We start from the raw sequence: 26,497 nt of genomic DNA on the forward strand, positions 1-26,497 counted from the left end.
CTGGTTGAGGCCAGGCAGCTGAACACGGCGGCGGGCGCCCCCTGGGACCGTACTTGGGGACGCCCGCCTGCTTGTGGGAGCTGTAAGTCGGTGCCTACAGCCCGGCGATGGGGTTCTTCAGGTTCCCGACGAGCTGGAGGGCTCCGGCGGGATCGGCGAGATCCACCATCTGCTTGTTGTTGCGCAGCTGGAGTCGGTTCAGGCAGGACAGCGAGAACTCGGGCGCGAACATGTCGTACTGCTTGAACTTGTCCGCGAGTTCGGGCGTGGCCGCCTGGTACTCGTGTACGCAGTCGGCGACCGTCCGCCAGAAGTCGTCCTCCTCCAGGACGCCCTCGCTCGCCAGGTTCGCGGCGAGGAAGCGGAAGAAGCAGTCGAAGACGTCCGTGAAGATCGACAGGAGTTTCTTGTCCTCGGGCACGTCGACGCGCAGCCGTTCGACCGTCGGCGGGAGCACCGCGTCCGGGTCCATGACGGCGATCTCCTCGGCGATGTCCTTGTAGATCGCCCGCTCGACGACACCGTCCTTGAGTACGAGGATGACGTTCTCGCCGTGCGGCATGAACACCAGGTCGTACGCGTAGAAGCTGTGCAGCAGCGGTGTGAAGTAGGCCCGCAGATAGCGGCGCAGCCACTCCACCGGTGTCAGCCCCGACCGCTCGACCAGCGTGGCGGCGATCGACGCGCCCTCGTGGTCGACGTGCACGAGCGAGGCCATGGTGGCCAGCGACTCGCCGTCCCGGAGCGAGGAGACCGGGCTCTCGCGCCACAGGGCGGCGAGCATCTTCCGGTACGGGGAGTAGCGGTCGGTGGCGGCCTCGTACTCCAGGTGCCGGTAGCCGACGGCCGCCCGCTCGCGGATGATCGACAGGCCCGTCGACTTCAACACCGGGTCGTTGTCGATGAGTTGCGCGAGCCAGTCGTTGATGGCCGGGGTCGCCTCCATGTAGGCGGCGGACAGGCCGCGCATGAAGCCCATGTTGATGACCGACAGGGCGGTCTTCACATAGTGCTTCTCGGGGGCGCTCTTGTTGAAGAACGTCCGGATCGACTGCTGGGCCAGGTACTCGTCGTCGCCCTCGCCCAGGCACACCAGGTGCTTCTGGGCGACCTCGGCGGCGAAGGTGACCGTGAGCTTGTTCCACCACTGCCAGGGGTGGACCGGGATGAAGAGGAAGTCCGCCGGGTCCAACTCCTGGGCGCGCAGGGTGTCGTTGAACCGCGCGACGGTCTCCTCGCCCAGCTCGTCGCGCAGGAACGACTCGTACTCGATGCCCACGCCCGCGGTGAAGGCGGCCCGCGAGCGGTGCGCGGCCAGCCAGACCAGCCGTACGGGGCTGGCCGTCTCCGGCGCGTACGAGAGGTACTCGTGGACACCGAAGCCCAGTCGCCCGTTGTTGGCGACGAAGCAGGGGTGGCCCTCGGTCATGCCCGTCTCGATCTCCTGGAAGCCGCTTCTCGCGAGCTCGGCGGAGGTGAGCTGGGGCTTCGTGAGCTTGTAGGAGGTGCCGGCGAGGGTCGAGGAGATCTCCTCCAGGTACACCGGGAGAACCTCGTCGCTCAGGCCGAGCGCGCCCTTCAGCTCGATGAAGAAGTCCAGCGCGTGCAGGGGGAGTTCGCCGCCGTCCCGGTGGCGGGTGATCGACTCGGCGTCGACCTGCCAGTGGTCGAGGGCGCGGCGGGCGGCGGTGAACCGGTAGCTGGTCAGCCCGTCGTCACTGCGGACGGCGTACTCGGGGTTCTTGCCCTCGTTGCCCGCGTTGCTGCCCTCGCCGCCGTCGATCGGCTCCGGCGTGATCAGCCGTTCGTGGGTGAACTCGGCGAGGGCCTTGCGGATGAGGAGGCGGTTGGCCCGCGCCCAGCGGTGGGGGGACAGATGTGCCACGGCGTCGGACAGGGTCACAGGGAAACTCCTCGGGTGGCCAGGAACTGCTCGCGCGTGCAGAAGGACAGCAGCGCGCGCTTCTCCAGCTTGTCGATCTCGCGCGCCGGGACGAAGCCGACGGCCTCGTTCAGCGCGTGTACTGCCTTGTTGGTGACATCCGGCTCGACGACGACCCGCCGCGTGCGCGGGTCGGCGAACAGCTCGTCCATCACCGTGGTGATGACGGCCCGGGTGAAGCCGTGCACGGGCCGGTCGGTGGGGGCGACCAGGAAGTGCATGCCGACGTCACCGGGCTCGGGCTCGTACAGCCCGACCAGCTCGATGTACCGGGGGTCGTACTTCTCCATCAGGAACGCGGGCCGGCCGTCGTGGAACCCGAGATACGCGTGATGGTGCTCATGGGCCGCGATGGCCATGTACTCCCGCTCCACGTCCTGGAGTCTCGCCTCCTGCATCATCCAGAAGGCGGCCTTGGGATGCGTCACCCAGGAGTGCAGGAGCTCGGCGTCCTTGAGGGGGTCGAGGGGGCGCAGGCTCAGGGAGCCCACGGTGTTGCCGGTTCCGGCGGCGCTCATACGGCGAACTCCTGGAACGCGATGGACTTCTCCACCGGGTAGTACTCGGTGCCGAGCAGTTCCCGGATGATGTAGGCGTTGCGGTAGGCGCCCATGCCCAGGTCGGGTGAGGTGATCGAGTGGGTGTGGACACCGGCGTTCTGCAGGAAGATGCCGCGGCCGGTCGTGTCGATGGCGTAGTTGCGGGCCACGTCGTGGTTGCCCTGCTCGTCGTAGACGATGCGGTCGCGGACGGGCTTCAGGAACTCGGGCTCCACGTACTTGTAGCCGGTCGCCAGCACCAGACCCTCGGAGTGCAGCTCGTAGTCCTTGCCCTGCTCCTCCTGGCGCAGACCCAGGGTGTACGTGCCGTTCTCGTAACTCGCCGTGCTGAGGGCGGAGTTGGTGAGCAGGCGGGTGGGGACCGGGCCGCCGAGGTTCTTCTGGTAGAGCAGGTCGAAGATCGAGTCGATCAGCTCGCCGTCGATGCCCTTGAACAGGCCCTTCTGCTCCGTCTGGAGGCGGTAGCGGGTCCGCTCGGGCAGCGCGTGGAAGTAGTCGATGTACTCCGGGGAGGTCATCTCCAGCGTCAGCTTGGTGTATTCGAGCGGGAAGAAGCGCGGCGAGCGGGTGACCCAGTTCAGCCGGTAGCCGTGGACGTCGATCTCGCTCAGCAGGTCGTAGTAGATCTCGGCCGCGGACTGCCCGCTGCCGACCAGCGTGATCGACTTCTTGGCCTGCAGCTCCCGCTTGTGCTGCTGGTAGCGGGAGTTGTGGATGAAGTCCCCGCCGAGTTCCGCGCAGGCCTCCGGGACGTACGGGGGAGTGCCGGTGCCCAGGACGAGGTGCCGGGCGCGGAACTCGTCACCGGCCGTCGTGCGGACGACGTACACGTCATCGGCGTACGAGACCTCCGCGACCGTCGTGCTGAAACGGACGCTGGTGAGTTTCGAGGCGGCCCAGCGGCAGTAGTCGTCGTACTCGACGCGCAGCGGGTAGAAGTTCTCGCGGATGTAGAACGAGTACAGACGGCCCGAGTCCTTCAGGTAGTTGAGGAAGGAGTACGGGGACGTCGGGTCGGCCAGGGTGACCAGGTCCGACATGAACGGGGTCTGGAGGTGTGCGCCCTCCAGGAACATCCCGGAGTGCCATTCGAAGTCCGGCTTGGACTCAAGGAAGACACCGTCGAGTTCGTCGATCGGCTCGGTGAGGCAGGCGAGGCCGAGGTTGAAGGGGCCGAGCCCGATGCCGATGAAGTCGTGGATCTTCCCGGCGGATCCAGGAAGCGCGGATTCAGGAAGCGCGGTCAAGGGACTCTCCCAGGTACTGCTCGGCGTGGCCGGCGATCAGGTCGAGCACGGCGGAGATGTCGTCCGTCGTGGTCTCGGGGTTGAGCAGGGTGAACTTGAGGAAGTGGCGGCCGCCGACCTTCGTACCCGCGACCACCGCGTCGCCGGAGGCGAACAGGGCCTTGCGGGCGTACAGGTTGGCGCGGTCGATCTCGGCCGGGTCGGTGACGGCCGCCGGGATGTAGCGGAAGACGAGGGTGGAGAGCGACGGCTCGACCACGACGTCGTAGCGCGGGTCGGCGGCGAGCAGCTCCCAGCCCTCCCCGGCCAGGTCGCAGACCTCGTCGAAGAGCTGGCCGATGCCGTCGGCGCCCATCACGCGCAGCGTCATCCACAGCTTGAGGGCGTCGAAGCGGCGGGTGGTCTGGAGGGACTTGTCGACCTGGTTGGGTATGCGCTCCTGCACCATGCGGCGCGGGTTGAGGTACTCCGCGTGGTAGGTCGCGTGGCTCAGGGTGGCCGCGTCGCGGACCAGGACGGCGGACGAACTCACCGGCTGGAAGAAGGACTTGTGGTAGTCCACGGTCACGGAGTCGGCGCGCTCGATGCCGTCGATGCGGTGCCGGTTCTTCCGGGACGCGAGCAGTCCGCAGCCGTACGCGGCGTCGACGTGCATCCAGGCACCGAACTGCTCGCACAGCTCGGCGATCTCGGGCAGCGGGTCGATGGAGCCGAAGTCGGTGGTGCCCGCGGTCGCGACGACGGCCATCGGGACCAGGCCGTCCCGCTTGCAGCGCTCCAGCTCTCGGGCGAGCGCGACCGTCTGCATGCGCTTGTCGTTGCCCACGGGGATCGAGACCACCGAGTCCTGGCTGAGGCCGAGGAGTTTCGCCGACTTCTTGACGCTGAAGTGGCTCACCTCGGAGGCGAAGATCCGCAGTTTGGCGTGCGAGTCGCTCTTGGCCTCCTCGCGGGCGAGCAGCAGCGCCTGGAGGTTGGACTGCGAACCGCCGGAGGTGAACACGCCGTCGGCGGAGGGCCCGAACCCGATGCGGTCGTTGGTCCAGTCGATCAGCTTGCGCTCGATGAGGGTGCCGCCGGCCGACTGGTCCCATGTGTCGAGGGAGGAGTTGACGGCGGAGAGGACCGCCTCGCCGAGCACGGCGGGTATGACCACCGGGCAGTTGAGGTGCGCGAGATAGCGGGGGTGGTGGAAGTAGACGGCGTCCCGGAGGTAGACGTCCTCCAGCTCGTCCAGCACCGCGGTCGTGTCGTGCAGCGGCTTGTCGAGGTCGATCTGCTCGATCCGGGGGGCGAGGGCGTCGACCGTGACGCCTGTGAACGGACGGTCGGTGGTGGCGAGTTTGGCCGCCACCCGCTCTATTCCTTCGGTCACGGAACGGCGATACCGCTCCGCGGTCGTGTCATTGAGCAGGTGCGAGCGCATGGGGGAGTCCTCCGGGGACAGGAGAGAAACGGGCGCGTAAGAGAAGTGGGGGGGGCGGCGCTTAACTTAGGTAAGCCTAACCTAACTTCCTATGTGTGTCCGCCTCACCCGTCACGCTGTGACCCATGCCTCCCTCTCGTCACATCTCTCGTCACATCTCCCGTCACTCGGCTTGCTCGCGCAGCTGCTCCTCGCTCAGTCCACGCCGCCAGTAGCCGACGAAGGTGACCCGCCTGCGGTCGATCTCGCGCTCCCGCACGAGGTGGCGCCGCAGCGCCTTCACGCAGCCGGACTCGCCCGCGATCCAGGCGTAGGGGGCCTGGGCGGAGGGGAGTTGGGCGGTGCGGATGGCTTCCAGGGCGAGGGGGGTTGCTTCGGCGTGTGTCTGAGTGGAGGGCTCGCCCTGTGCGTTGTCCGGTATCGCGGCGCGCGCTTCGTCGCGTACCCCGTCGCGCATCTCGTCGCGTACGAGCCAGGTGATCTCCGCGTCCGCGGATGTGGTGGGCTCGACGCGGTCGCCGGCGTGCGGGACCTCCAGCCAGACGCGGGCCTTGGTCCCGGCGGGCAGGCTCTCCAGGATGGCCGAGGCGGCGGGCAGTGCCGTCTCGTCGGCCCAGATGACGATCAGGTCGGCGTCGGCGGGCGGGCGGAACCGGATCGCCGTGTTGTCGGCGACGGACGGGCCGAGCAGGACGGCCCGGTCACCGGCCCCGGCGTCCGCGGCCCAGCGGGAGGCGGGGCCCGCGAGGGTGGCCGCGCCGGGTTCCGTGCCGTGCAGCACGAAGTCGATGTCGATCTCGGTGGTGGCGCCGTTCGTGTCCTGGCGCAGGGCGCGCAGGGTGTACGAGCGCATGACAGCGCGGACGTCTTCGGGGGTGTCGATCCAGGCCTGGCGCCAGCCTTCGCCGTACTCCATCGGCATGACGGGGGTCTGCTGGCCCGGGCGGGGGAGGAAGAGCGAGAGGCTCTGGTCCTGGCCGTCGGAGGCGAAGGCGTGGATGTCCGGGCCGGTGAAGGTGACGCGGACGAGGGACGGGCTGAGCCGCCTCGTCCGTGTGACCTGAAGGGTGAAGAAACGGAACGGGGCGGCTACTGCCGTCGGCATGGGTTTGCTCCTGAGTTGCGTCAGGGGGCGGGTGGTTCTGTGTTGTGTCCGGGTGCGGGCCGGTGGGGGCTGGTCGCGCAGTTCCCCGCGCCCCTGACGGGGCGCACCTCGAACCGAACGGATCAGGCGACCTTCTTGGCCTTCTCTATTGCCTCGGCGAGGGTGTTGAGCATGGGGGTGCACTTGTCGTAGGAGAGGATCGGCTCCGGGGTGCGGGGGATGACCTGGTCGGCCTTGACCGCGGGGAGCTTCTTCCAGGTGGCCTCGGTGATGTCGGCCGGCTGGATGGTCGCGGTGCGGTCGTCCATCATGATGATGTCCGCCGGGTACTTGTCGACGTTCTCCCAGCTCAGGTTCTCGAACCAACCGCCGCTGGCCTTCAGGGCCTTGGCGGAGGGCTCGACGAGGTTCACGCCGAGGGCCTTGAAGTACTCCAGGTCGATGGAGAGGTTCGAGCCGGAGACGTAGAAGATGTCCTGGCTCGCGGAGCCGATGAGGACCTTGATCTCCGGGCGGGCCTTGGCTGCCTTGCGCAGACGCTCGGCGGCCGTCTCGAAGTTCTTCTTCGCCTCGACGGTCTTGGCGGCCTTCACATCGGCGCCCAGTGACTCGGCGAGCGCGAGCATGCGCTCCAGCGGCTTGGGCAGCTGGCGGTCGTAGACGGAGATGCCGACGCTCGGGGCGAGCTTGAGGATCTTGTCCTTGGACTCCGCGGGGACGTACCAGAGGGTGCCGGCGTCGTCGAACATCGTGGAGAGCAGCACGTCGGGGGCGAGCCCCGCGTACTTCTCGATGTTGAACTCGCCCCATGTGTTGCCGAGGACCGTCACCTTGCTGATGTCCATGTCGCCGGCCTGGACATCAGCCTTGCCGTCCTTGGTCTTCGTCGGGCCGAAGACGCCCTTGACCTCGATGCCGTAGTCGTACAGGGCGGCGGCGACGCCGGTGAAGGCGACGATGCTGGCCGGGATCCTGTCCAGCTTCACCGTCGTGCCGCGGTCGTCCTCGAAGCTCCACGGGCCTGACGCGGCGGCGCTTTTCGTCGCGTCCCCCGAGCCACCGCTCTTCGAGTCTTCGTCACCGCAGGCGGCGAGCGCGGCACCGAGGCCGAGGGCGCCACCGGCGGCGAGGATGCCGCGGCGGGTGAGGTGGGTGACACGGGCGTTGGACATGGCGTGGCTGCTTTCGAACAGGGCGGATGACCCACCGGACAGTGCGGAAGGTAGGTTAGCCTAACCTCATCACATGTCCAGGGGGTGGGTCTCACCTGCGGAGATGCCGAAGGTGGCCCGCATAAGCCCTTGTGAGCGGCCTGTGCGCCCCCTGAGCCTAGAGGTCCGGGGGTGCGCTTTTCGGCCACCGGCTCGGCCGGCGACTCGGCCACCGGCTCAGCCGGTGAGCCGGCCGGTGAGTCAGCCCACCAACCCCAACTCCCGCGCGATCAGCATCCGCTGGACCTCGCTCGTGCCCTCGCCGATTTCCAGGATCTTGGAGTCGCGCCACATGCGGGCGACCGGGTACTCGTTCATGAAGCCGTAGCCGCCGTGGATCTGGGTGGCGTCGCGGGCGTTGTCGACGGCGATGGTGGAGGAGTGGAGCTTGGCCAGGGCCGCCTCCTTCTTGAAGGGCTCGCCCGCCACCAGTCGGGAGGCCGCGTCGCGCCAGGCGAGGCGGGCCGTGTGGGCCTTCATCTCCATGTCCGCGATCTTGAACTGGATCGCCTGGTTCGCGCCGATCGGGCGGCCGAAGGCGTGGCGCTCCTTCGCGTACTTCACCGACTCGTCCACGCAGCCCTGGGCGAGGCCGGTCGCGAGGGCTGCGATCGCGATGCGGCCCTCGTCCAGGATGCGGAGGAACTGCGCGTAGCCGCGGCCCTCGGAGCCGAGCAGGTTCGCGGCGGGGACGCGGACGTCCGCGAAGGACAACTCGCGGGTGTCCGAGGCGTTCCAGCCGACCTTCGAGTACGGGGCCGCCACCGTGAAGCCGGGGGTGCCGGACGGCACGATGATCGAGGAGATCAGCGGCTTGCCCTCCGGGGTGCGGCCGGTCACCGCCGTCACCGTGACCAGGCCCGTGATGTCCGTCCCCGAGTTGGTGATGAAGCACTTGGTGCCATTGATCACCCACTCGTCCGTCGCCTCGTCCAGGCGGGCCGTCGTACGGGTCGCGCCCGCGTCCGAACCGCCGTCCGGCTCGGTGAGACCGAAGGCACCGAGGATCTCGCCCGAGCAGAGACGGGGAAGCCACTCGGCCTTCTGGGCGTCGGTGCCGAAGAGGTGGATCGGCATGGCGCCGAGGGAGACGCCCGCCTCCAGGGTGATGGCCACCGACGAGTCGACGCGTGCCAGCTCCTCCAGCACGATGCCGAGAGCCATGTAGTCGCCGCCCATGCCCCCGTACTCCTCCGGGAACGGCAGCCCGAACAGGCCCATGCGGCCCATCTCACGGACGATCTCGTACGGGAACTCGTGGCGCTCGTAGAAGTCGCCGATCTTCGGCGCCACGACGTCGTGCGCGAAGTCGGCCACCGTACGGCGGAGTTCGTCGAGTTCGGGGGAGAGGCGGTGGTCGAGAGGCATGGGGATCACTCCTGGTGGGAGAGGGCGCGGACGGTGCGGGACGGGCTGGGTCGGCCCAGTTGGTCGGCCATCCACACGCTGGTGGCGGTGAGACGGTCGAGGTCGACCCCGGTGTCGATGCCGAGGCCCGTCAGCATCCACACGAGGTCTTCGGTGGCGAGGTTGCCGGTGGCGCTCTTCGCGTACGGACAGCCGCCGAGGCCGCCCGCGGACGCGTCCACCGTCGTGACGCCGTGCTGGAGCGCGGCCAGGGTGTTGGAGAGCGCCTGGCCGTACGTGTCGTGGAAGTGCACGCCGAGGGAGGCCGTGGGCACGCCCTCTTCGTTGAGCGCGGTGAGGAGTCGGCTCACATGCCCGGGTGTCGCCACGCCGATCGTGTCGCCCAGGCTCAGCTCGTCGCAGCCCATGTCGAGGAGCGCACGGCAGACCCGTACGACCTGGGGGACGGGCACCGGTCCCTCCCACGGATCGCCGAAGCACATCGACAAGTAGCCGCGCACATGGGCGTCCTGGTCCTTGGCCCGCCGGACCACCGGCTCGAACATCGCCAGCGCCTCGTCCACGCTCCGGTTGAGATTGGCCTTGGCGAAGGACTCCGTGGCACTGGCGAAGACCGCGATACGGGTCGCGCCGAGAGCCAGGGCCCGGTCCAGGCCCCGTTCGTTCGGTACGAGGACGGGGAGGGCCGTGCCCGAGAGGTCGCCGAGGTCGCGCACCAGGGGGAACAGCTGCTCCGCATCGGCCAGTTGGGGCACCCACCTGGGGTGGACGAAGCTCGTCGCCTCGATGGTGCCGAGGCCCGCGTCGGCCAGCCGCCGTACGAACTCCGCCTTGGTCTCCGTCGGGACGGTCGACTTCTCGTTCTGCAGTCCGTCGCGGGCGCCGACCTCGTGGATGCGGACGTGGGCCGGGAGCCCCTCGGCCGGTACGGGCATGGGCAGCCCGAGCTCGGGGGTGGTCATGCCTTCTCCTCCTCCTGCGCTTCCTCTCCCGGCGCGACCACGGCCAGGATCTGGTCCATGGCGACCGTCGTGCCCGGGGTGACGTCCAGCTCGGTGACGGTGCCGGCGTGCGGGGCGGAGATGACGTGCTCCATCTTCATCGCCTCCACCACCAGCAGGCTCTGCCCGGCCGTCACTTCGTCCCCGACGGCGACCTTCACGACGGTCACCGTGCCGGGCATGGGGGCGGTGAGGGAGTCCGCGCCCGCGTGTGCCGCGCCGGTGAGGGATGCGGCGACGGGGTCGTGGTCCAGGAGGTTCCACGCGTCACCGTCGCGGCCCAGCCAGGTGTCGGCGTGGTGGAAGGTGTGGGTGATGCCGTCGAGGTGGAGGGTGATGGTGGGGGGCTGAGACAGGCGGTTCTCTTCCCCAGCCCCACCCCTTCCCGAAACCGGGGGCAAGCCCCCGGATCCCCAAGAGATGGCGGCTGCGCCACCAGGCTCGTCGACGGGTTCGGCTGCGCCGTCAACGCCGTCGAGCCGGAACTCCGCGCCCTCCGCCGTGCCCCGCACGCGGACGGCCACGGGGTCGTGGCCGGGTACGCGGAGATGGTGCACGGTCCAGGCGTGCTCCCCGCCGAGCCGCCACCCACTGGGCACGGAGAACGGATCGACCCAGCCCGACTCGGTACCACTCAGCCCGTCCGGCGTTTGAGGACGAGGCCGTTCAGGCCGAAGGGGGGTCTGGGGGCGCAGCCCCCAGCTTCGGGAAGGGGCGGGGTTGGGGAAGAGCGCCGCCTGTCGCAGCAACCCACCCACCACGTACACCTCCGGCGGAACCCCGGTCGAGACCAGCCCCTCGACCTCCCGCTCAACCAACCCCGTGTCCAACTCACCAGCAACAACCGCAGGATGACCGAGCAACCTCCGGAGGAACCCCGCGTTCGTCTGCACCCCCAGCGTCACCGTCCCCGCCAACGCCCCGCGAAGCCGCCGCAGCGCGGTCGCCCGGTCCGGCCCGTACGCGATCACCTTGGACAGCATCGGGTCGTACAACGACCCGACCTCCGTGCCCTCGGACAGCCCCGAGTCCGTGCGGACGCCGTCACCCTGGGGCTCGTGCAACCGCAGGACCGTACCGCCGGACGGCAGGAACCCCCGCGCCGGATCCTCCGCACAGATCCGGGCCTCGACGGCATGCCCGGTGAGGGTGACGTCGTCCTGGGCGAACGCGAGCCGCTCGCCCGCCGCCACCCGCAACTGCCATTCCACGAGATCGATCCCCGTGATCATCTCGGTCACCGGATGCTCGACCTGGAGACGCGTGTTCATCTCCATGAAGTAGTACGAGGACGGGTCGACGCCCGGCACGATGAACTCGACCGTGCCCGCCCCCGAGTACCCGCACGAGCGGGCCGCCTGGACGGCCGCCTCGCCCATCGCGGCGCGGGTCTTCTCGTCCAGGAGCACGCTCGGCGCCTCCTCGATGATCTTCTGGTGCCGGCGCTGGAGGGAGCACTCGCGCTCGCCGAGATGCACGACGTTCCCGTGGCCGTCCGCCAGGACCTGGATCTCGATGTGCCGCGGCCGGTCGACCCATCGCTCGACGAGGAGCGTGTCGTCACCGAAGGAGGCCCGCGCCTCCCGGCGCGCGGCGGCGATCTCGTCCGCCAGCACGGAGGCGTCCCGCACGAGCCGCATCCCCTTGCCGCCACCGCCCGCCGAGGGCTTCAGCAGCACGGGCATCCCGATCTCCCGGGCGGCCTCGGCCAGTTCGGCATCGGACAGTCCGCTGCCCGAGGATCCCGGCACCACCGGAACCCCCGCCGCCTTCACCGTCTCCTTGGCGCGGATCTTGTCGCCCATGAGCGAGATGGCGTCGGCGGGAGGCCCGATGAAGACGAGTCCCGCGTCGGCGCACGCCCGCGCGAAGTCGGCGTTCTCCGCGAGGAAGCCGTAGCCCGGGTGCACCGCCTGCGCGCCCGTCCGGGCAGCCGCCTCCAGCAGCCGTTCCGCCGACAGATAGCTCTCGGCGGCGGGCGCCGGACCGATCCGGACCGCCGTGTCCGCCTCGCGCACGTGCCGGGCGTCGGCGTCCGCGTCCGAGAAGACGGCCACCGAGCGGACGCCCAGCGACCGGAGCGTACGGATGACCCGTACGGCGATCTCGCCCCGGTTGGCCACAAGTACCGTGTCGAACATCGTCGTTCGTCCCCTCACGTCTGTCCCCTCACATCCGGAAGACGCCGAACTGGGGGTCACCCAGCGGGGCGTTCGCGCAAGCCGTCAGGGCAAGTCCCAGCACCTGCCGGGTCTCCATCGGGTCGATCACACCGTCGTCCCAGAGCCGGGCCGTGGCGTAGTAGGCGTTGCCCTGGGTCTCGTACTGCGTGCGGATCGGGTCCTTGAAGGCCTCTTCGTCCTCCGCCGGCCAGGACTCGCCGCGCCCCTCCAACTGGTCGCGCTTGACGGTCGCGAGGACGGACGCGGCCTGTTCGCCGCCCATGACCGAGATCTTGGCGTTCGGCCACATCCACAGGAAGCGCGGGGAGTACGCCCGGCCGCACATCGAGTAGTTGCCCGCGCCGTACGACCCGCCGACCACCACCGTCAGCTTCGGGACGCGGGTGCAGGCCACCGCGGTCACCATCTTGGCGCCGTGCTTGGCGATGCCCCCGGCCTCGTACTGGCGGCCCACCATGAAGCCCGAGATGTTCTGCAGGAACACCAGCGGGATGCCGCGCTGGTCGCACAGCTCGATGAAGTGGGCGCCCTTCTGGGCGGACTCGGAGAACAGGATGCCGTTGTTCGCGACGATGCCGACCGGGTGGCCGTGGATCCGGGCGAAGCCGGTGACGAGGGTCTGCCCGAACTCCGACTTGAACTCCGCGAACCGCGAGCCGTCGACCATGCGCGCGATGACCTCGCGCACGTCATAGGGGGTGCGCGAGTCCACCGGCACCGCGCCGTACAGCCCGGCCGGGTCCACCTTCGGCTCGATGCCCTGTGCGACGGACCAGGGGAGGGGGCCGCGGTCGGGGAGGGTGGAGACGATGGTCCGTACGATCCGCAGCGCGTGCGCGTCGTCCTCCGCGAGGTGGTCCGTGACGCCGGAGACCCGGGAGTGGACCTCGCCGCCGCCCAGCTCCTCCGCCGTGACGACCTCGCCCGTCGCGGCCTTCACCAGGGGCGGGCCGCCGAGGAAGATCGTGCCCTGGTTCCGCACGATCACGGCCTCGTCGCTCATCGCCGGGACGTACGCCCCGCCGGCCGTGCACGAGCCGAGGACGGCCGCGATCTGCGGGATCCCGGCCCCCGACATCCGGGCCTGGTTGTAGAAGATCCGCCCGAAGTGCTCGCGGTCGGGGAAGACCTCGTCCTGCATGGGGAGGAAGGCGCCGCCCGAGTCCACCAGGTACACACAGGGGAGGCGGTTCTCCAGGGCCACCTCCTGGGCGCGCAGGTGCTTCTTCACCGTCATCGGGTAGTACGTGCCGCCCTTGACCGTGGCGTCGTTGGCGATCACCACGCACTCGCGGCCGCTCACCCGGCCGATCCCGGCGATGACGCCCGCGGCCGGGGCCTGCCCCTCGTACAGTCCGTCGGCCGCCAGCGGGGCCAGCTCCAGGAAGGGTGAGCCGGGATCGAGGAGTGTGTCCACGCGGTCGCGCGGCAGCAGCTTGCCGCGGGCGGTGTGCCGGGCGCGGGCCCGCTCACCGCCGCCGAGACGGGCCGCGGCCAGCTTGCGCCGCAGCTCGTCGACGAGCGTGCGGTGCGCCTCCTCGTTGGCCCGCCAGGCCTCCGCCGCGGGGTCTGCCGCGGTCGTCAGCTCCGGTGCCTCGTGCATTCTGCGGTCCCCTCACCCGGTGGTCACCGGTCCATGAACCAGGCCGTCGCCGCCCATGAACCAAGTTAATGAGCGTTAACGCGTTTCCTTCAGGTTAACGAGCGCTAACCTCCCTGTCTAGAATTGCGTCCATGGCCACGAGAACCGACGCCCCCACCCGCCGCGAGCAGATCCTCAAGGAGGCCGCGCGGCTCTTCGCCGAGCGCGGTTTCCACGGTGTCGGGGTCGACGAGATAGGGGCGGCGGTCGGCATCAGCGGCCCCGGCCTGTACCGGCACTTCCCGGGCAAGGACGCGATGCTCGCCGAGCTGCTGGTGGGGATCAGCGGACAGCTGCTGACCGGCGGCAAGCGCCGTCTGTCGGAGTCCGACGGGAATCCCGAGGCGCTCCTCGACTCGCTCATCGAGGGGCACATCGACTTCGCGCTCGACGACCGCCCCTTGATCACCCTGCACGACCGCGAGCTGGACCGCCTCCGGGACAGCGACCGCAAGCTGGTGCGGCAGCTGCAGCGGCAGTACGTCGAGCTGTGGGTGGAGGTGGTCCGGGAGGTCTACCCGGAGCTGGCGGAACCGGCGGCCCGCTCGGCGGTGCACTCGGTGTTCGGACTGCTGAACTCCACCCCCCACCTGGGCCGCCCCGGCTCCCTCCCGGGCCGCGCGGGCACGGCGGAACTGCTGCACCGAATGGCCAGGGGTGCCTTCGCGGCCGCCGCGTCGGCGTGACGAGCGTTACGCGGGTGCTCCTCTGGACGCTGCCGCCTACTCGCCGGTACGGTGAATGAGCAAGCGCTTAGCCGTGGAACCGCAACCATCAATTGAGGCACCCCCACGGCGAGCGACCACGTACGCGAGAGCGGCGCCGGCTTAGGCGCAAGGAGGTGCGGCGGTGCGCCGTACGGTGTTCAACGAGGACCACGAGGCGTTCCGGGAGACCCTCCGGGCCTTCATCGAGGCCGAGGTCGTTCCCGTCTACGACGAGTGGTTCGCAGCCGGCCAGGCGCCGCGCGACTTCTACTACAAGCTCGCCGAGCTGGGTGTCTTCGGTATCCGCGTGGACGAGGAGTTCGGCGGCGCCGGCATCGACTCGTACAAGTTCGAGGCCGTGATGTACGAGGAGACCGCCCGCGCGGGTGTCTCCTTCGGCGGCTCCGGTGTGCACGTGCTCCTTGGCCTGCCCTACATCAAGGCGCTCGCCACCGACGAGCAGAAGAAGCGCTTCCTGCCGAAGTTCGTCTCCGGCGAGGAGATGTGGGCGCTGGCGATGACCGAGCCGGGCACCGGCTCCGACCTCGCGGGCATGAAGACCACCGCGAAGCTCTCCGAGGACGGCTCGCACTACGTCCTCAACGGCTCCAAGACCTTCATCACCGGTGGCGTGCACGCCGACCGCGTCATCGTCTGCGCCCGCACCGACGCGCCCAGCGCCGAGGACCGCCGCCACGGCATCTCCCTGTTCGCCGTGGACACGAAGGCCGAGGGCTACTCCATCGGCCGCAAGCTCGACAAGCTCGGCCTGAAGACCTCCGACACCGCCGAGCTGGCGTTCGTCGACGTGAAGGTGCCCGTCGAGGACCTCCTCGGCGAGGAGAACAAGGGCTTCTACTACCTCGGTGGCAACCTGCCCTCCGAGCGCTGGGGCATCGCCTTCGGCGCGTACGCGCAGGCCGCGGCGGCCGTCCGGTTCGCCAAGGAGTACGTGCTTGAGCGCACTGTCTTCGGCAAGCCGGTCTCGCACTTCCAGAACACCAAGTTCGAACTGGCCGCCTGCCAGGCCGAGGTGGACGCCGCGCAGGCGGTCGCCGACCGCTCCCTGGAGGCCCTCGACGCGGGCGAACTGTCGCCGGCCGAGGCCGCGTCGGCGAAGCTCTTCTGCACCGAGGTCGCGCACCGCGTCATCGACCGCTGCCTCCAGCTGCACGGCGGCTACGGCTTCATGAACGAGTACCCGATCGCCCGGCTGTACGCGGACAACCGCGTCAACCGCATCTACGGCGGGACCAGCGAGATCATGAAGTCGATCATCGCCAAGGACATGGGTCTGTAAGGTCCGCGAAATTACCGCACGGTACAACCGAAGCATGAGTAAGGCACTTGAAGCCCTGCTCGATCTGCTCGACCTGGAGCAGATCGAGCAGGACATTTTCCGCGGCCAGTCCCGGTTCGCCGTCGTCCCCCGCGTCTTCGGCGGGCAGGTCGCCGCGCAGGCACTGGTCGCCGCGGGCCGCACGGTCCCCGACGACCGGTTCGCCCACTCCCTGCACGCGTACTTCCTGCGCGCCGGGGACCCGGGCGCGCCGATCGTCTACACCGTCGACCGGATCCGCGACGGCCGGTCCTTCACGACCCGCCGGGTGGTCGCCGTCCAGCACGGGCAGCCGATCTTCCATCTCTCCGCGTCCTTCCAGACGTACGAGGAGGGCATGGAGCACCAGGCCGACATGCCGGCCGCGCCCGATCCGGAGACCCTGCCGACGGCGGCCGAGCTGCTGCCGCGGTACGCGGACCTGTACCGCGAACAGGGTGTCGTGGACCGGCTGTTGGAGGCACGCGAGGCCGTCGACCTCCGCTATGTCGACGCGCCGCCGTTCGCAAGCGTCGGGGAGGCCCGCGAGCCGCGCTCCCAGGTGTGGTTCCGCGCCAACGGCAAGCTCGCGGACGACCCACTGCTGCATGTCTGCCTCGCCACGTACGTCTCCGACATGACGCTCCTCGACTCCGTGCTGCTCGCCCACGGGCGCGGCGGCTGGGTCACGGGAGACGTCGTCGGGGCCTCCCTGGACCACGCGATGTGGTTCCACCGGCCGTTCCGCGCCGACGAATGGCTGCTGTACGACCAGGAGTCGCCGTCCGCCTCCGGCGGGCGGGGCCTCGGTCAGGCCCGCATCTACACGCAGGACGGGCGGCTGGCGGTCACGGTGATCCAGGAGGGCGTTGTACGGATTCCGCGGTGACGGGGGCCGACGGTGCCTGCCGGGCGCGGACGGAGAGAACTCAGCCGGTGCTGGTGTCGGTGTCGGTGTCCGAATCGGTGTTCGTGAGGCCCGCCGCGTCCAGCAGGTATGCCGTCATCGGGTCGTAGTACCGGGGGCTCGTGACGTGGTCGTCCATGGGGATGGTCACCTGGACCGTGCCCTCGGACTCCGCGAGGAACAGGGCCGGGTCGTTGCAGTCCGCGTAGCCCATGGAGTCGACGCCCAGCTGGCCCGCGCAGCCCGCCCAGCCGTGGTCGGCGACGACCAGGTCGGGCAGCGGGCGGCCCTCGCCCTCCAGGGCCTTCAGGATCGCGCGCATCGGCTCGCCCGAGTGCGTGTGCCACAGCGTCGCGCCGTGCTCCAGGACCGCGACGTCCGCGAACTGGAAGACGTATCCCTCGTCCGTGGTCAGGCCGTCCGGGATCACGACGATCTCGCAGCCGGCGGAGCGCAGGGCGGCGGCGGTGGCGCGGTGCACGTCGAGGAGGCCGCCCGGGTGGCCCGTCGCGAACAGCACCCGCTGCTTGCCCGCGGCCGCCTTGCGCAGCCGGCCCGCCATCCGCTCCAGGGCGTCGACCGTCAGGTCCGGGTCGATGGTGTCCTGGCCGTAGCGGTACTCCGGGTCGTCGTTCACGCCACACCGCTCGGCCATGACCGCCAGGACGTCCTGCTCGTCGGTCCAGCGGTCGCCGAGCTCCAGGCCGAGCCAGTAGTTGCGGTCGCCGTTCGCCAGCTTGCGGTAGTGGGAGAGGTTGTTCTCGCGGGGGGTGGCTACGTCGCCCGCGATACGCGTCCGTACGAGGTGGTCGACAAGGTCGGCGCGGCTGGGGGTCCCGGGTATCGGCATGCCCCCCATTCTGCCGGTGCGCTCCGCTGGGTGGCGCCGGTGTATCGAACCGTGGGACATGGGTCACTCGGGGTTTGGGGCGCGGTGGAGTGGGGTGGGCGGGGTTGTGTGCCGGGTGCGGGTGGTGTGTGGCTGGTCGCGCAGTTCCCCGCGCCCCTGAAAAGCGGGGCTGCGCCCCTGCTTTTCACCCCGTCCGCGCACGGCTGCCCGTCCGCGCACGGTTAGCCATTCACCGTCATCAGCCCCACCCACCCAGCCCCTCCGGCGTTTGAGGAGCGGGGGTTCGGGGGCGGAGCCCCTGAGTAAGGGACGATGGGGGTCCCCCCGCTCGAGCGAAGCCGAGAGTGGGGGAGGGTAAGGGCGGCGGGGGCGAAGAACGCCTTACGCCTGCCGCAGGGCGAACCACAGCTCCATGCGGACGTCCGGGTCGTCCAGGTCCGTGGACAGCAGGGTCGCGCAGCGGGCGATGCGCTGGCGGACCGTGTTGCGGTGGACGGAGAGGGCGACCGCCGTACGGTCCCAACTGCCGTGCAGGGAGAGCCAGGTGCGGAGGGTCTCCGTGAGAGCGGGGTTCGCGGTGATGGGGGCGAGCACCGTACGGGCATGGGCGGCGGCCTCGTCCGGCGGGACCAGGCCGGCGAGGCCCGGGTGTTCGCCGTGGCGGACCAGGCGAGTGCGGGTCGCCCTCGCGCGGGACAGGGCACGCGCCGCCTGCGTGTCCGCGGACGCCCACTCGTGCGGGCCGACCGGGGCACTCGCTCCGCACGTCCAGCCCGGCTGGACGGCGAGTTCACGGCGGCCCGCGGCCACGAGGACCCGTACGACGTCACCGTCCACGTCCACCAGCGCCGAACCGAGCGCCGCCCCCAGCGCGGACGCGGTGACGGCGTCCGGCGCCGGACCGTCCGGCCGCGCGTGCACCACCACCCAGCGCTCACCCCCGCCCAGCAGCGGCGCGACCTCCTCCGGAGCGGCGCCGAGCAGCAGCCGCACCAGGGCCGAGGAGCGGGCGGCACCCGTGCTGCTCTGGTGCTCCCCGGTGAGGAGGGAGAGGAGCACCGCGCCCACGGACGCGATCGTGTGGTCGCCGGGATCGCGGCGCGGGGCGGCCACGCCCAGCACGAAACCCTGCCCGGTGCCGAGGGCGTACGCGGCGAGGTGGACACCTGCGGCGGTGTCACTGGCGGAGGAGGGGGTGGGGCCGCCGCCCGCGCTCACGCCCCCGGCTCCGGAACCGTTCCCCGTAGCCGGCCGCACCACCGCCACCAGCCCCGCCAGCGCCTCGCTCACCTCCGAGCCGGAGCTGGAGCCGGAGCCCGAACCCGCACCCCCGTCCAAACTCCCGCCCGCGCCCACCCCCGGCACCCGCCCCGCCGAAGCCACCTCCCCGCCGTCCGGGGCGTACAGCGCGGCCCGGCCTCCCACCCGCTGGGCGAGTTGCCGCAGGACCGACGGGACGGGGTCCGGGCGGGCCGCGGCGGCGGCCAGGCTCTGCTGGGCCTCCGTGACGCGGCGCAGTTCGGTGTGGCGGGCCTGGGCCATGAGCTGCCAGACCGCCCGGGCCACGCCGGAGAAGGTCGTGCGGGGCGGGACCTCCACCAGCGGCAGCCCGTAGTCGTCGCAGGCCACGACCAGGGCGCGCGGGACCGTGTCGTGCACCGGGGCCACACCGAAGCCGAGGGCGGCGCCGCCCGCCTCGACGATTCGGGAGACGTAGTCGTCGAAGTAGGTGCCCGAGCCCGCCGCCTCCGGCACGTGCACCCCCGCCGTGAGCAGCAGCTCGCCGCCGAGCAGATACGGGTACGGGTCCGCCATCTCCGAGGTGTGCGCCCAGTGGATCACCGTGGCCGAATCCCGCGGCCCCGCGATCTGCCGCAGACCGAGGTCCTCCCGGGCCAGCAGCGCGGCGAGAGGGACGGGAGGTGTGGGTGGGACAGCGGGGGCGGGGCCCGGAACGGCAGAGTCCGGCATGGTGGACGTTTCCTCCATCAGATCCGGTGAGCGTGGATGAAACGTACACTTCTTCGTTGCTTTCCGGCCACCTAGGGTCGTCCCCACCGGAGGCCGCGGGTACGGGCGGATGTCCCCGCGAACACGCCACGCGAATGTCACGTGACGACGCCATGCCGAGGACGTCGTACGAAGACGTCACCCGGCGGCGCCGTGCGACGACGCGAGCGGTCAGCCACCGGCGAACCCCCATCACCCACCCGCACGACACGCCACCGAACGCGCGAAGAGGAGCCCCCAATGGCCGTCGACTACACAGTGATCGTCGTCTATCTGGTCGGCATGCTGGCCGTGGGCTGGTGGGGCATGCGCCGCGCCAAGTCCAAGAGCGAGTTCCTGGTCGCCGGACGGCGGCTCGGCCCGACGATGTACTCCGGCACCATGGCCGCCATCGTCCTCGGCGGCGCGTCCACCATCGGCGGCGTCGGCCTCGGCTACCAGTACGGGCTCTCCGGCGCCTGGATGGTCTTCACCATCGGCCTCGGTCTCCTCGCCCTCTCCGTCTTCTTCTCGGCCCGCATCGCCCGCCTGAAGGTCTACACGGTCTCCGAGATGCTGGATCTCCGGTACGGCGGCCGGGCCGGAGTCATCTCCGGCGTCGTCATGTGGGCGTACACCCTCATGCTCGCGGTCACGTCGACCATCGCGTACGCCACGATCTTCGACGTCCTCTTCGACATGAACCGCACGGTCGCGATCATCCTCGGCGGCTCGATCGTCGTCGCGTACTCGACGCTCGGCGGCATGTGGTCGATCACCCTCACCGACATGGTGCAGTTCGTCGTCAAGACCATCGGTGTGCTGCTGCTCCTGCTCCCCATCGCCGTCGTCAAGGCCGGCGGGTTCAGTGAGATGAAGGCGCAGCTGCCCACCGAGTACTTCGACCCGCTGGGCATCGGCGGAGAGACGATCTTCACGTACGTGCTGATCTACACGTTCGGCATGCTGATCGGGCAGGACATCTGGCAGCGCGTGTTCACCGCGGGGAGCGACCGCACCGCCAAGTGGGGCGGCACCGTCGCGGGCACGTACTGCCTGGTCTACGCGCTCGCCGGTGCCGTCATCGGCACCGCGGCCAAGGTGCTCTACCCGAAGCTCGGCAGCGCCGACGACGCCTTCGCGACCATCGTCAAGGACGAACTGCCCATGGGTGTACGGGGGTTGGTCCTCGCTGCCGCCCTCGCCGCCGTGATGTCCACGTCCTCCGGAGCCCTCATCGCCTGCGCGACCGTCGCCAACAACGACATCTGGTCGCGGCTGCGCGGAGCCGTCGCCGGTGCCTCAGGCGCCCCCGACGAGGAGCGCGACGAGGTCAGGGGCAACCGCGCCTTCATCCTCATCATGGGCGTCGCGGTGATCTGTACGGCGATCGCGCTCAACAACGTCGTCGAGGCACTGACCGTCGCCTACAACCTGCTCGTCGGCGGTCTCCTCGTGCCCATCCTCGGCGGTCTGCTCTGGAAGCGCGGCACCGCCCAGGGCGCCCTCGCCGCCGTCGCGGTCGGCGGCCTCGCGGTGATCGGCCTCATGGCGTCCTACGGAATCCTCGCCAACGAACCCATCTACTACGGGCTCCTCTCCTCCCTGGCCGTCTACGTGATCGTCTCGCTGGCCACTCCCGCCACCGACCCGGCGGTCCTCGCAGCCTGGCGCGAGCGGCTCGCGGGCCGCGGCTCCGAACCCGTGTCCGAATCGGTTCCGGCTCACCAGTAGAGTCGGAGAAGCAGCACATACGCGATGAAGCGTGTGAATCGCAGGAAAGAAGGCATTACCCCCATGAGCAGTTACGAGACGCCCCGCGGCCCCGTCGACTCGTCCCGCGTGCCGCGGTTCGCGGGCCCCGCGACCTTCGCCCGGCTGCCCCGGCTCGACGAGGTCGGCACCACCGACGTCGCCGTCGTCGGTGTGCCGTTCGACGCGGGCGTCTCGTACCGGCCCGGGGCCCGCTTCGGCGGCAACGCGATCCGCGAGGCGAGCCGGCTCCTGCGGCCGTACAACCCGGCCCAGGACGCCTCGCCCTTCGCCCTCGCCCAGGTCGCGGACGCCGGCGACATCGCCGCGAACCCGTTCAACATCAACGAGGCCGTCGACACCATCGAGGGTGCCGCCGACGAACTCCTCGGCACCGGCGCCCGGTTGATGACCCTCGGCGGCGACCACACCATCGCGCTGCCGCTGCTGCGCTCGGTCGCCAAGAAGCACGGTCCGGTCGCGCTGCTCCACTTCGACGCGCACCTCGACACCTGGGACACGTACTTCGGCGCGGAGTACACCCACGGCACCCCGTTCCGCCGGGCCGTCGAGGAGGGCATCCTGGACACGGAGGCCCTCTCCCACGTCGGCACGCGCGGCCCGCTCTACGGCCGGCAGGACCTCACCGACGACGAGAAGCTCGGCTTCGGCATCGTCACCTCCGCCGACATCTACCGGCGCGGCGCCGACGAGGTCGCCGACCAGCTGCGCCAGCGCATCGGCGACCGTCCGCTCTACATCTCCATCGACATCGACTGCCTCGACCCGGCCCACGCGCCCGGCACCGGCACTCCCGAGGCCGGCGGCATGACCTCCCGCGAACTCCTGGAGATCCTGCGCGGCCTCGCCTCCTGCCACCTGGTCTCCGCCGACGTCGTGGAGGTCGCCCCCGCGTACGATCACGCCGAGATCACCTCCGTCGCCGCTTCCCACACGGCGTACGAGCTCACGACCATCATGTCCCGCCAGATCGCGCAGGCCCGCGAGAAGACCGCGCAGGCGCCCGAGGAGACCGACGCCAAGTGACCCACGACCACGACCTGGTGCTCCGCCCGACCGCCGCGCAGACGGAGGCCGCACTCAACCCGCCGCCCGGACGCAACGGCGGAGACCTCGTCGTGGAGACCCTCACCGGTCTCGGCGCGACCACCGTCTTCGGCCTGCCCGGCCAGCACGCCCTCGGCATGTTCGACGCGCTGCGCCGCTCCGACCTCGCATACATCGGCCTGCGGGTCGAGAACAACGCCGGGTTCGCGGCGGACGCGTACGGCCGGATCACCGGCGAGGCCGCCCCGCTGCTCCTGTCGACCGGCCCCGGCGCGCTGACCTCGCTGGCCGCGCTCCAGGAGGCGGCCGCAGCGAGTGCGCCCGTCCTCGCCATCAGCAGTCAGATCCCGAGCGCGGGACTCGGCGGCGGACGGCACGGCTATCTGCATGAACTCCCGGACCAGCAGGCCTCGTTCAGGGGCGTCGTGAAGTCCGTCCACACGGTCCGTACGCAGTCGCAGATCCCGTCCGCGATCGCCGAGGCCTGGGAGTCGGCACTGACCGCCCCGCACGGCCCGGTGTGGGTGGAGATCCCGCAGGACGTGCTGCTCGCCGAGACGTCACTGCCCGTCGTCACGGCCGCGGACGCCGCGCCCCACGACCTCCCGCCCCGCCCCGAACTGACCGCCGTGGCCGCCGACCTGCTCTCGAAGGCGGCCCGCCCGGCGATCATCGCGGGCGGCGGGGTCGTACGGTCCGACGCGTCCGGCAAGCTGCGTCAGCTCGCCGAGCGGCTGAACGCGCCCGTCGTCACCACCTTCGGCGGCAAGGGCGCCTTCCCCTGGAACCACCCGCTCTCCCTCCAGTCCTGGCTGGAGGACCGGCACACCACGGACTTCCTGGAGGACGCCGACGTCCTGCTCGTCGTCGGCTCGGGCCTGGGCGAACTCTCCTCGAACTACTACACGTTCAAGCCCCGCGGCCGCGTCATCCAGATCGAGGCCGACCTCGGCAAACTGGAGTCCAACCACCCGGCCCTCGGCATCCACGCGGACGCCCGCCTCGCCCTGTCGGCGCTCCTCGAAACCGTGCCCGTACGGGAGGACGCGGCGGCCGCGGACCGCGTACGGACCGTGCTCGACCTCGTCCGCGAGCGCATCGACTCCCAGGAACTGACCCTGGAGCAGCTGGTGTTGGCCGCCGTCCGCGAGGCCCTGCCCGACCGATCGGCCAGCTTCTGGGACATGACGATCCTCGCCTACTGGGCCTGGTCCGCCTTCGATGCCCGCCGGCCGAACACCATGCACTCCGCCCAGGGCGCCGGCGGCCTCGGCTACGCCTTTCCGGCGGCCATCGGCGGCGCGGTCGCCGACCCGACCCACCCCGTCCTCGCGGTCTCCGGCGACGGCGGCGCGCTGTACTCCATCGCCGAACTGGCCACCGCCAGGCAGCACAACCTCGACGTGACCTGGCTCATCGTCGACGACGGCGGCTACGGCATCCTGCGCGAGTACATGACCGACGCCTTCGGCCAGTCCACGGCGACGGAACTGTCCCGCCCCGACTACGTGGCGCTCGCGGAGTCCTTCGGCGTACCAGGCGTACGGACCACCCCGGACACCCTCGCCGACGACCTCGCCAAGTCCCTTGCCACGCCCGGCCCTTCGGTGGTCGTGCTGCCGGCACTGCTGCGGATGTTCGCGCCTACGCATCTGGACTGACATCCCCCGGCGGGCCACCGCCCGGGCCTGTTCCGGACATGACGGTGGGGCGGCACCAGGCCGCCCCACCGCAGTGCTGTGGATCGATCGGTCAGCGCAGGAACGCGCCGAAGTGCACACCGGTGGCGGGTGCGCCGAGGTCACCGGCGCCGAACGCGAACGACGACGTGGCGGTGAGGCCGCTCGCCGTGCCGTTCAGCACCCAGACCGCGCCGTTCTGCTCGTTCTCGGCCGTGGAACCGGCCGCGAGGTCGGCGTGGCCGTCGCCGTTGAGGTCCAGGAGAGCGGTGCTCACACCGAACTCGTCGCTGTTCTCGGCGACTCCGGGGATACCGGCGGTGTCCTGATGGAAGGTCTTCGTTCCGGCGCCCGTGGCGCCGGAGGCGCTGCCGGGGACCAGGGCGATCGAGCCGGCGTCGTAGATGTCGCCGATGTCCTCGCCCGGGATGCCGAGCGCGATGTCGGCGTAGCCGTCACCCGTGACGTCCGCGACCGAGACCGACGCGCCGATCTCGTCCTCCTCTTCCTCGACTCCGGGGAACCCGGGGCTGTCCTGGTTGAAGGTCTGGACGCGGTCCGAGGACAGGCCGGTGGCCGAACCGAGAGCGACCTTGACGGTGCCGCTGCCCCAGTCGTTGCCGACCACGACGTCGTCGAAGCCGTCGTTGTTGACGTCCCCGACGCCGGTGCCCGTCCTGTTGCCGGCGGCCTCACCGGGGACCCAGCCGCTCTTGAAGCCCGTGCTGCCGCCACCGAGGAGCAGGCGGTTGCCGTAGACGCCGTCGCCCTTGTAATCCCAGACAACGATGTCGTCCTTGCCGTCACCGTTGACGTCACCGGTCTCGGTGGAGGTGTAGGGGCCGCTGATGGAGTCGGCGTCCTCCTCGCAGCCGCCGTTGGTGGCGCAGGAGGCGTCGTCGGCGTCGTAGCCCCACCACAGGGACTTGTCCAGGACGGGCAGGACGGCGGTGGGCGTGCCGGTCCGCGAGATCGGGCCCTTCCACACGGCGGCGGCGCTGCTGGGGGCTTCGTCGCCGAAGGAGGTCACCTGCTCGAACAGGGCGAGGTCCGTCTTGCCGTCGCCGTCGAAGTCGCCGGTCGTGGGGGACTGCCCGTACCCGGCTATGGTCGTGCCGCCGGTGAGTCCGGAGGCGGAGCCCCACAGGATGACGGAGCCGGCCTTGCCGCCCGAGATCACCAGGTCGCTGAAGCCGTCGCCGTCGAGGTCACCCTTGGTGAAGTTGGTCCCGAAGCGCTCGCTCGCGACGGCGGAGCCGGGAACGCCGCTGGTGGAGCGGCTGATGAGCTTCTTGTTGGCGGCGGAGACGCCATTGGCGGAGCCGTACGTGACGGCCACGTAGCCCGCCTTGGTCTTGCTGGAGATCGTGGCGTCCGGGGCCGACACGACCAGGTCGGCGTATCCGTCGCCGTTGAAGTCGTCCTGCGCGTCCGCGGACCCGGTGGCCGCCTGCGCCGAGCCCCCGGTGAGGGCCATGGCGCCGAATCCTCCGGCGAGCAGCACCGCGGCTGCCAGGGGTGCGGTGAGCGCGGTACGAGTTCGGCGGTGTGCTCGGGACATACGTGAGCCTTTCGAGTCGGTCGGTTCTGCACGCGGAATCTCGCGTTCAGTGAGTTCGACTCGATCCGAGCGCCCCCGGTTGTACGCCCCAATGTCATGGGTTCGTAACCGAGGGGACAGGTGTGGCGCTGAACTCCCTTTCTGTCACAGGGAGTTCAGCGCGGGTCACCGTCGGTCTACCAGATCGCCTCGACCCATTCGGGGTGGTCGATGAACGGGTTCCGGTTGCCCTGGTAGTCCGAGTAGATGAGCTCGTTGCGGCGCTCTTCGGAGGCGCTGGGCGGGTCCGCCTCGTTCCACTGCTTCAGGACCGAGAGGCGGCCGTGGTACGGGACGCTGCCGTTGGTGACGGCGTCGTTGGGCTCCAGGTCCTCCCAGGCGTCGTCGCCCTCGTAGCGGACGGCCATGTAGAGGATCATGCGGGCCACGTCGCCCTTGACGGCACTGCGGGGCTCGAAGGAGTTCGAGTCGGTGAGGCTGCCGCCGCTGTTGGTGAAGCTGCTGCCGCCCGTGTCGAAGTCCTTGTTGCCGCGGATGCTGTTGACCTGGACGTCCTCGGGGCGCAGGTGGTGCAGGTCCGTGCCGGGGCCGGCCGAGGTGCCGAAGTCGCCGTGGGACTGGGCCCACACGTGCTCGCGGTTCCAGTTGCCGGTGTTGCCGCCGTTGAGCGTCTTGCTCCGGGAGATGCCGGAGTACAGCAGGACCACGTTGCTGCTGTTGTTCGGGTCCTGGTCGGTGACCTTGAGCGCGTTCCAGACCGCGGAGTACGAGATCGTGGTCTGGTCGCTGATGATCGAGTGCAGCGAGCTCGTGAGGGCCGTGCCGGTCTTGCCGATCGCGCCCGCGTAGTAGGTGTCGTCGTACGCGGTGGTCGTCGCCGCGGCGGGGGGCGCGGCGACCGTCGGGAGCGTGAGGCCGACGAGGACGGCGGAAACGCCTACCGCCAGCGCCTTCCAACTGCCTTTGTGCGCAACGGACATG

At 70.2% G+C, this 26,497-nt stretch carries 20 protein-coding genes; 6 read left to right on the forward strand and 14 right to left on the reverse strand.

What is annotated here, in order from left to right; all coding sequences use genetic code 11:
- Positions 1-94: 94 nt before the first annotated feature.
- The 10 genes from OG718_RS34140 to OG718_RS34185 all read right to left on the reverse strand — a co-directional run bounded on the left by OG718_RS34140 (position 95) and on the right by OG718_RS34185 (position 13,646).
- Positions 95-1,903: an IucA/IucC family protein gene (locus OG718_RS34140; protein WP_328845968.1), complete on the reverse strand. Its 1,809-nt coding sequence runs from the start codon at positions 1,901-1,903 to the stop codon at positions 95-97.
- The gene (locus tag OG718_RS34145) at positions 1,900-2,460 is read right to left on the reverse strand and encodes a GNAT family N-acetyltransferase (RefSeq protein WP_328845969.1); all 561 of its coding nucleotides are present in this window, start codon (positions 2,458-2,460) and stop codon (positions 1,900-1,902) included. The genes OG718_RS34140 and OG718_RS34145 overlap by 4 nt, the downstream gene beginning before the upstream one ends.
- Positions 2,457-3,749, reverse strand: a complete 1,293-nt coding sequence (locus OG718_RS34150; RefSeq protein WP_260694843.1) for a lysine N(6)-hydroxylase/L-ornithine N(5)-oxygenase family protein — start codon at positions 3,747-3,749, stop codon at positions 2,457-2,459. The genes OG718_RS34145 and OG718_RS34150 overlap by 4 nt, the downstream gene beginning before the upstream one ends.
- Positions 3,733-5,175: a lysine decarboxylase DesA gene (desA, locus tag OG718_RS34155; RefSeq protein WP_306939938.1), complete on the reverse strand. Its 1,443-nt coding sequence runs from the start codon at positions 5,173-5,175 to the stop codon at positions 3,733-3,735. The genes OG718_RS34150 and desA overlap by 17 nt, the downstream gene beginning before the upstream one ends.
- 163 nt (positions 5,176-5,338) lie before the next feature.
- On the reverse strand, positions 5,339-6,280 hold the full coding sequence (locus OG718_RS34160) for a siderophore-interacting protein (RefSeq protein ID WP_328845970.1): 942 nt from the start codon (positions 6,278-6,280) through the stop codon (positions 5,339-5,341).
- Positions 6,281-6,402: 122 nt separating this feature from the next.
- Entirely contained in the window at positions 6,403-7,452 is a 1,050-nt protein-coding gene (locus OG718_RS34165; RefSeq protein WP_328845971.1) for an ABC transporter substrate-binding protein, read from the reverse strand.
- A gap of 240 nt (positions 7,453-7,692) precedes the next feature.
- Complete coding sequence (locus OG718_RS34170) at positions 7,693-8,859, reverse strand: acyl-CoA dehydrogenase family protein (protein ID WP_143632439.1); 1,167 nt, start codon at positions 8,857-8,859, stop codon at positions 7,693-7,695.
- A 5-nt stretch (positions 8,860-8,864) separates the two neighbouring features.
- Entirely contained in the window at positions 8,865-9,821 is a 957-nt protein-coding gene (locus tag OG718_RS34175; RefSeq protein WP_143632437.1) for a hydroxymethylglutaryl-CoA lyase, read from the reverse strand.
- Entirely contained in the window at positions 9,818-12,001 is a 2,184-nt protein-coding gene (locus OG718_RS34180) for an acetyl/propionyl/methylcrotonyl-CoA carboxylase subunit alpha (protein ID WP_328845972.1), read from the reverse strand. The genes OG718_RS34175 and OG718_RS34180 overlap by 4 nt, the downstream gene beginning before the upstream one ends.
- 28 nt (positions 12,002-12,029) lie before the next feature.
- Entirely contained in the window at positions 12,030-13,646 is a 1,617-nt protein-coding gene (locus tag OG718_RS34185; protein WP_328845973.1) for a carboxyl transferase domain-containing protein, read from the reverse strand.
- 131 nt (positions 13,647-13,777) lie between these two features.
- Between OG718_RS34185 and OG718_RS34190 the strand changes: the two genes are divergently transcribed.
- From OG718_RS34190 to tesB, 3 genes are all read left to right on the forward strand, one after another.
- A complete protein-coding gene (locus OG718_RS34190; RefSeq protein WP_143632433.1) occupies positions 13,778-14,371 on the forward strand; it encodes an SACE_7040 family transcriptional regulator in 594 nt (197 codons plus the stop codon).
- A gap of 163 nt (positions 14,372-14,534) precedes the next feature.
- A complete protein-coding gene (locus tag OG718_RS34195; protein WP_143632432.1) occupies positions 14,535-15,692 on the forward strand; it encodes an acyl-CoA dehydrogenase family protein in 1,158 nt (385 codons plus the stop codon).
- A gap of 34 nt (positions 15,693-15,726) precedes the next feature.
- Positions 15,727-16,599, forward strand: a complete 873-nt coding sequence (gene tesB, locus OG718_RS34200; RefSeq protein ID WP_306939953.1) for an acyl-CoA thioesterase II — start codon at positions 15,727-15,729, stop codon at positions 16,597-16,599.
- Between the two features lie 40 nt (positions 16,600-16,639).
- Here tesB and OG718_RS34205 read toward each other — a convergent pair whose 3' ends face one another.
- Both OG718_RS34205 and OG718_RS34210 read right to left on the reverse strand, forming a co-directional pair.
- Positions 16,640-17,467 (reverse strand): phosphatase, encoded by an 828-nt coding sequence (locus OG718_RS34205; RefSeq protein ID WP_143632429.1) that lies wholly within the window; start codon positions 17,465-17,467, stop codon positions 16,640-16,642.
- Positions 17,468-17,848: 381 nt separating this feature from the next.
- Positions 17,849-19,456, reverse strand: coding sequence for a PucR family transcriptional regulator (locus tag OG718_RS34210; RefSeq protein ID WP_328845974.1), 1,608 nt, complete (start codon positions 19,454-19,456; stop codon positions 17,849-17,851).
- Between the two features lie 261 nt (positions 19,457-19,717).
- Here OG718_RS34210 and OG718_RS34215 point away from each other — a divergent pair, with 261 nt between their 5' ends.
- The 3 genes from OG718_RS34215 (at position 19,718) to OG718_RS34225 (ending at position 23,937) form a co-directional block, all read left to right on the forward strand.
- Positions 19,718-21,190, forward strand: a complete 1,473-nt coding sequence (locus OG718_RS34215; protein WP_143632425.1) for a sodium:solute symporter — start codon at positions 19,718-19,720, stop codon at positions 21,188-21,190.
- Positions 21,191-21,253: 63 nt separating this feature from the next.
- A complete protein-coding gene (gene speB / locus OG718_RS34220; protein ID WP_306939960.1) occupies positions 21,254-22,255 on the forward strand; it encodes an agmatinase in 1,002 nt (333 codons plus the stop codon).
- Positions 22,252-23,937: a thiamine pyrophosphate-binding protein gene (locus OG718_RS34225; protein WP_328845975.1), complete on the forward strand. Its 1,686-nt coding sequence runs from the start codon at positions 22,252-22,254 to the stop codon at positions 23,935-23,937. Before speB ends, OG718_RS34225 begins: the two co-directional genes overlap by 4 nt.
- Positions 23,938-24,028: 91 nt before the next feature.
- On the opposite strand, the gene OG718_RS34230 is transcribed toward OG718_RS34225, so the two are convergent.
- Both OG718_RS34230 and OG718_RS34235 read right to left on the reverse strand, forming a co-directional pair.
- Positions 24,029-25,516: an FG-GAP and VCBS repeat-containing protein gene (locus tag OG718_RS34230; protein WP_328845976.1), complete on the reverse strand. Its 1,488-nt coding sequence runs from the start codon at positions 25,514-25,516 to the stop codon at positions 24,029-24,031.
- Positions 25,517-25,692: 176 nt separating this feature from the next.
- Positions 25,693-26,496, reverse strand: a complete 804-nt coding sequence (locus OG718_RS34235; protein WP_328845977.1) for an endonuclease I family protein — start codon at positions 26,494-26,496, stop codon at positions 25,693-25,695.
- Position 26,497 lies beyond the last annotated feature (1 nt).

Origin of the sequence: Streptomyces sp. NBC_00258 (assembly GCF_036182465.1) — a bacterium.
Classification (GTDB): Bacteria; Actinomycetota; Actinomycetes; order Streptomycetales; family Streptomycetaceae; genus Streptomyces.

Coding starts and splice junctions, on each gene's coding strand:
- speB (WP_306939960.1), top strand. CDS start 21,254: ATGAGCAGTTACGAGACGCCCCGCGGCCCCGTCGACTCGTCCCGCGTG.
- OG718_RS34190 (WP_143632433.1), top strand. CDS start 13,778: ATGGCCACGAGAACCGACGCCCCCACCCGCCGCGAGCAGATCCTCAAG.
- OG718_RS34215 (WP_143632425.1), top strand. CDS start 19,718: ATGGCCGTCGACTACACAGTGATCGTCGTCTATCTGGTCGGCATGCTG.
- OG718_RS34210 (WP_328845974.1), bottom strand. CDS start 19,456: ATGGAGGAAACGTCCACCATGCCGGACTCTGCCGTTCCGGGCCCCGCC.
- OG718_RS34230 (WP_328845976.1), bottom strand. CDS start 25,516: ATGTCCCGAGCACACCGCCGAACTCGTACCGCGCTCACCGCACCCCTG.
- OG718_RS34235 (WP_328845977.1), bottom strand. CDS start 26,496: ATGTCCGTTGCGCACAAAGGCAGTTGGAAGGCGCTGGCGGTAGGCGTT.
- OG718_RS34175 (WP_143632437.1), bottom strand. CDS start 9,821: ATGACCACCCCCGAGCTCGGGCTGCCCATGCCCGTACCGGCCGAGGGG.
- OG718_RS34165 (WP_328845971.1), bottom strand. CDS start 7,452: ATGTCCAACGCCCGTGTCACCCACCTCACCCGCCGCGGCATCCTCGCC.
- OG718_RS34145 (WP_328845969.1), bottom strand. CDS start 2,460: ATGAGCGCCGCCGGAACCGGCAACACCGTGGGCTCCCTGAGCCTGCGC.
- OG718_RS34160 (WP_328845970.1), bottom strand. CDS start 6,280: ATGCCGACGGCAGTAGCCGCCCCGTTCCGTTTCTTCACCCTTCAGGTC.
- OG718_RS34180 (WP_328845972.1), bottom strand. CDS start 12,001: ATGTTCGACACGGTACTTGTGGCCAACCGGGGCGAGATCGCCGTACGG.
- tesB (WP_306939953.1), top strand. CDS start 15,727: ATGAGTAAGGCACTTGAAGCCCTGCTCGATCTGCTCGACCTGGAGCAG.
- desA (WP_306939938.1), bottom strand. CDS start 5,175: ATGCGCTCGCACCTGCTCAATGACACGACCGCGGAGCGGTATCGCCGT.
- OG718_RS34170 (WP_143632439.1), bottom strand. CDS start 8,859: ATGCCTCTCGACCACCGCCTCTCCCCCGAACTCGACGAACTCCGCCGT.
- OG718_RS34185 (WP_328845973.1), bottom strand. CDS start 13,646: ATGCACGAGGCACCGGAGCTGACGACCGCGGCAGACCCCGCGGCGGAG.
- OG718_RS34205 (WP_143632429.1), bottom strand. CDS start 17,467: ATGCCGATACCCGGGACCCCCAGCCGCGCCGACCTTGTCGACCACCTC.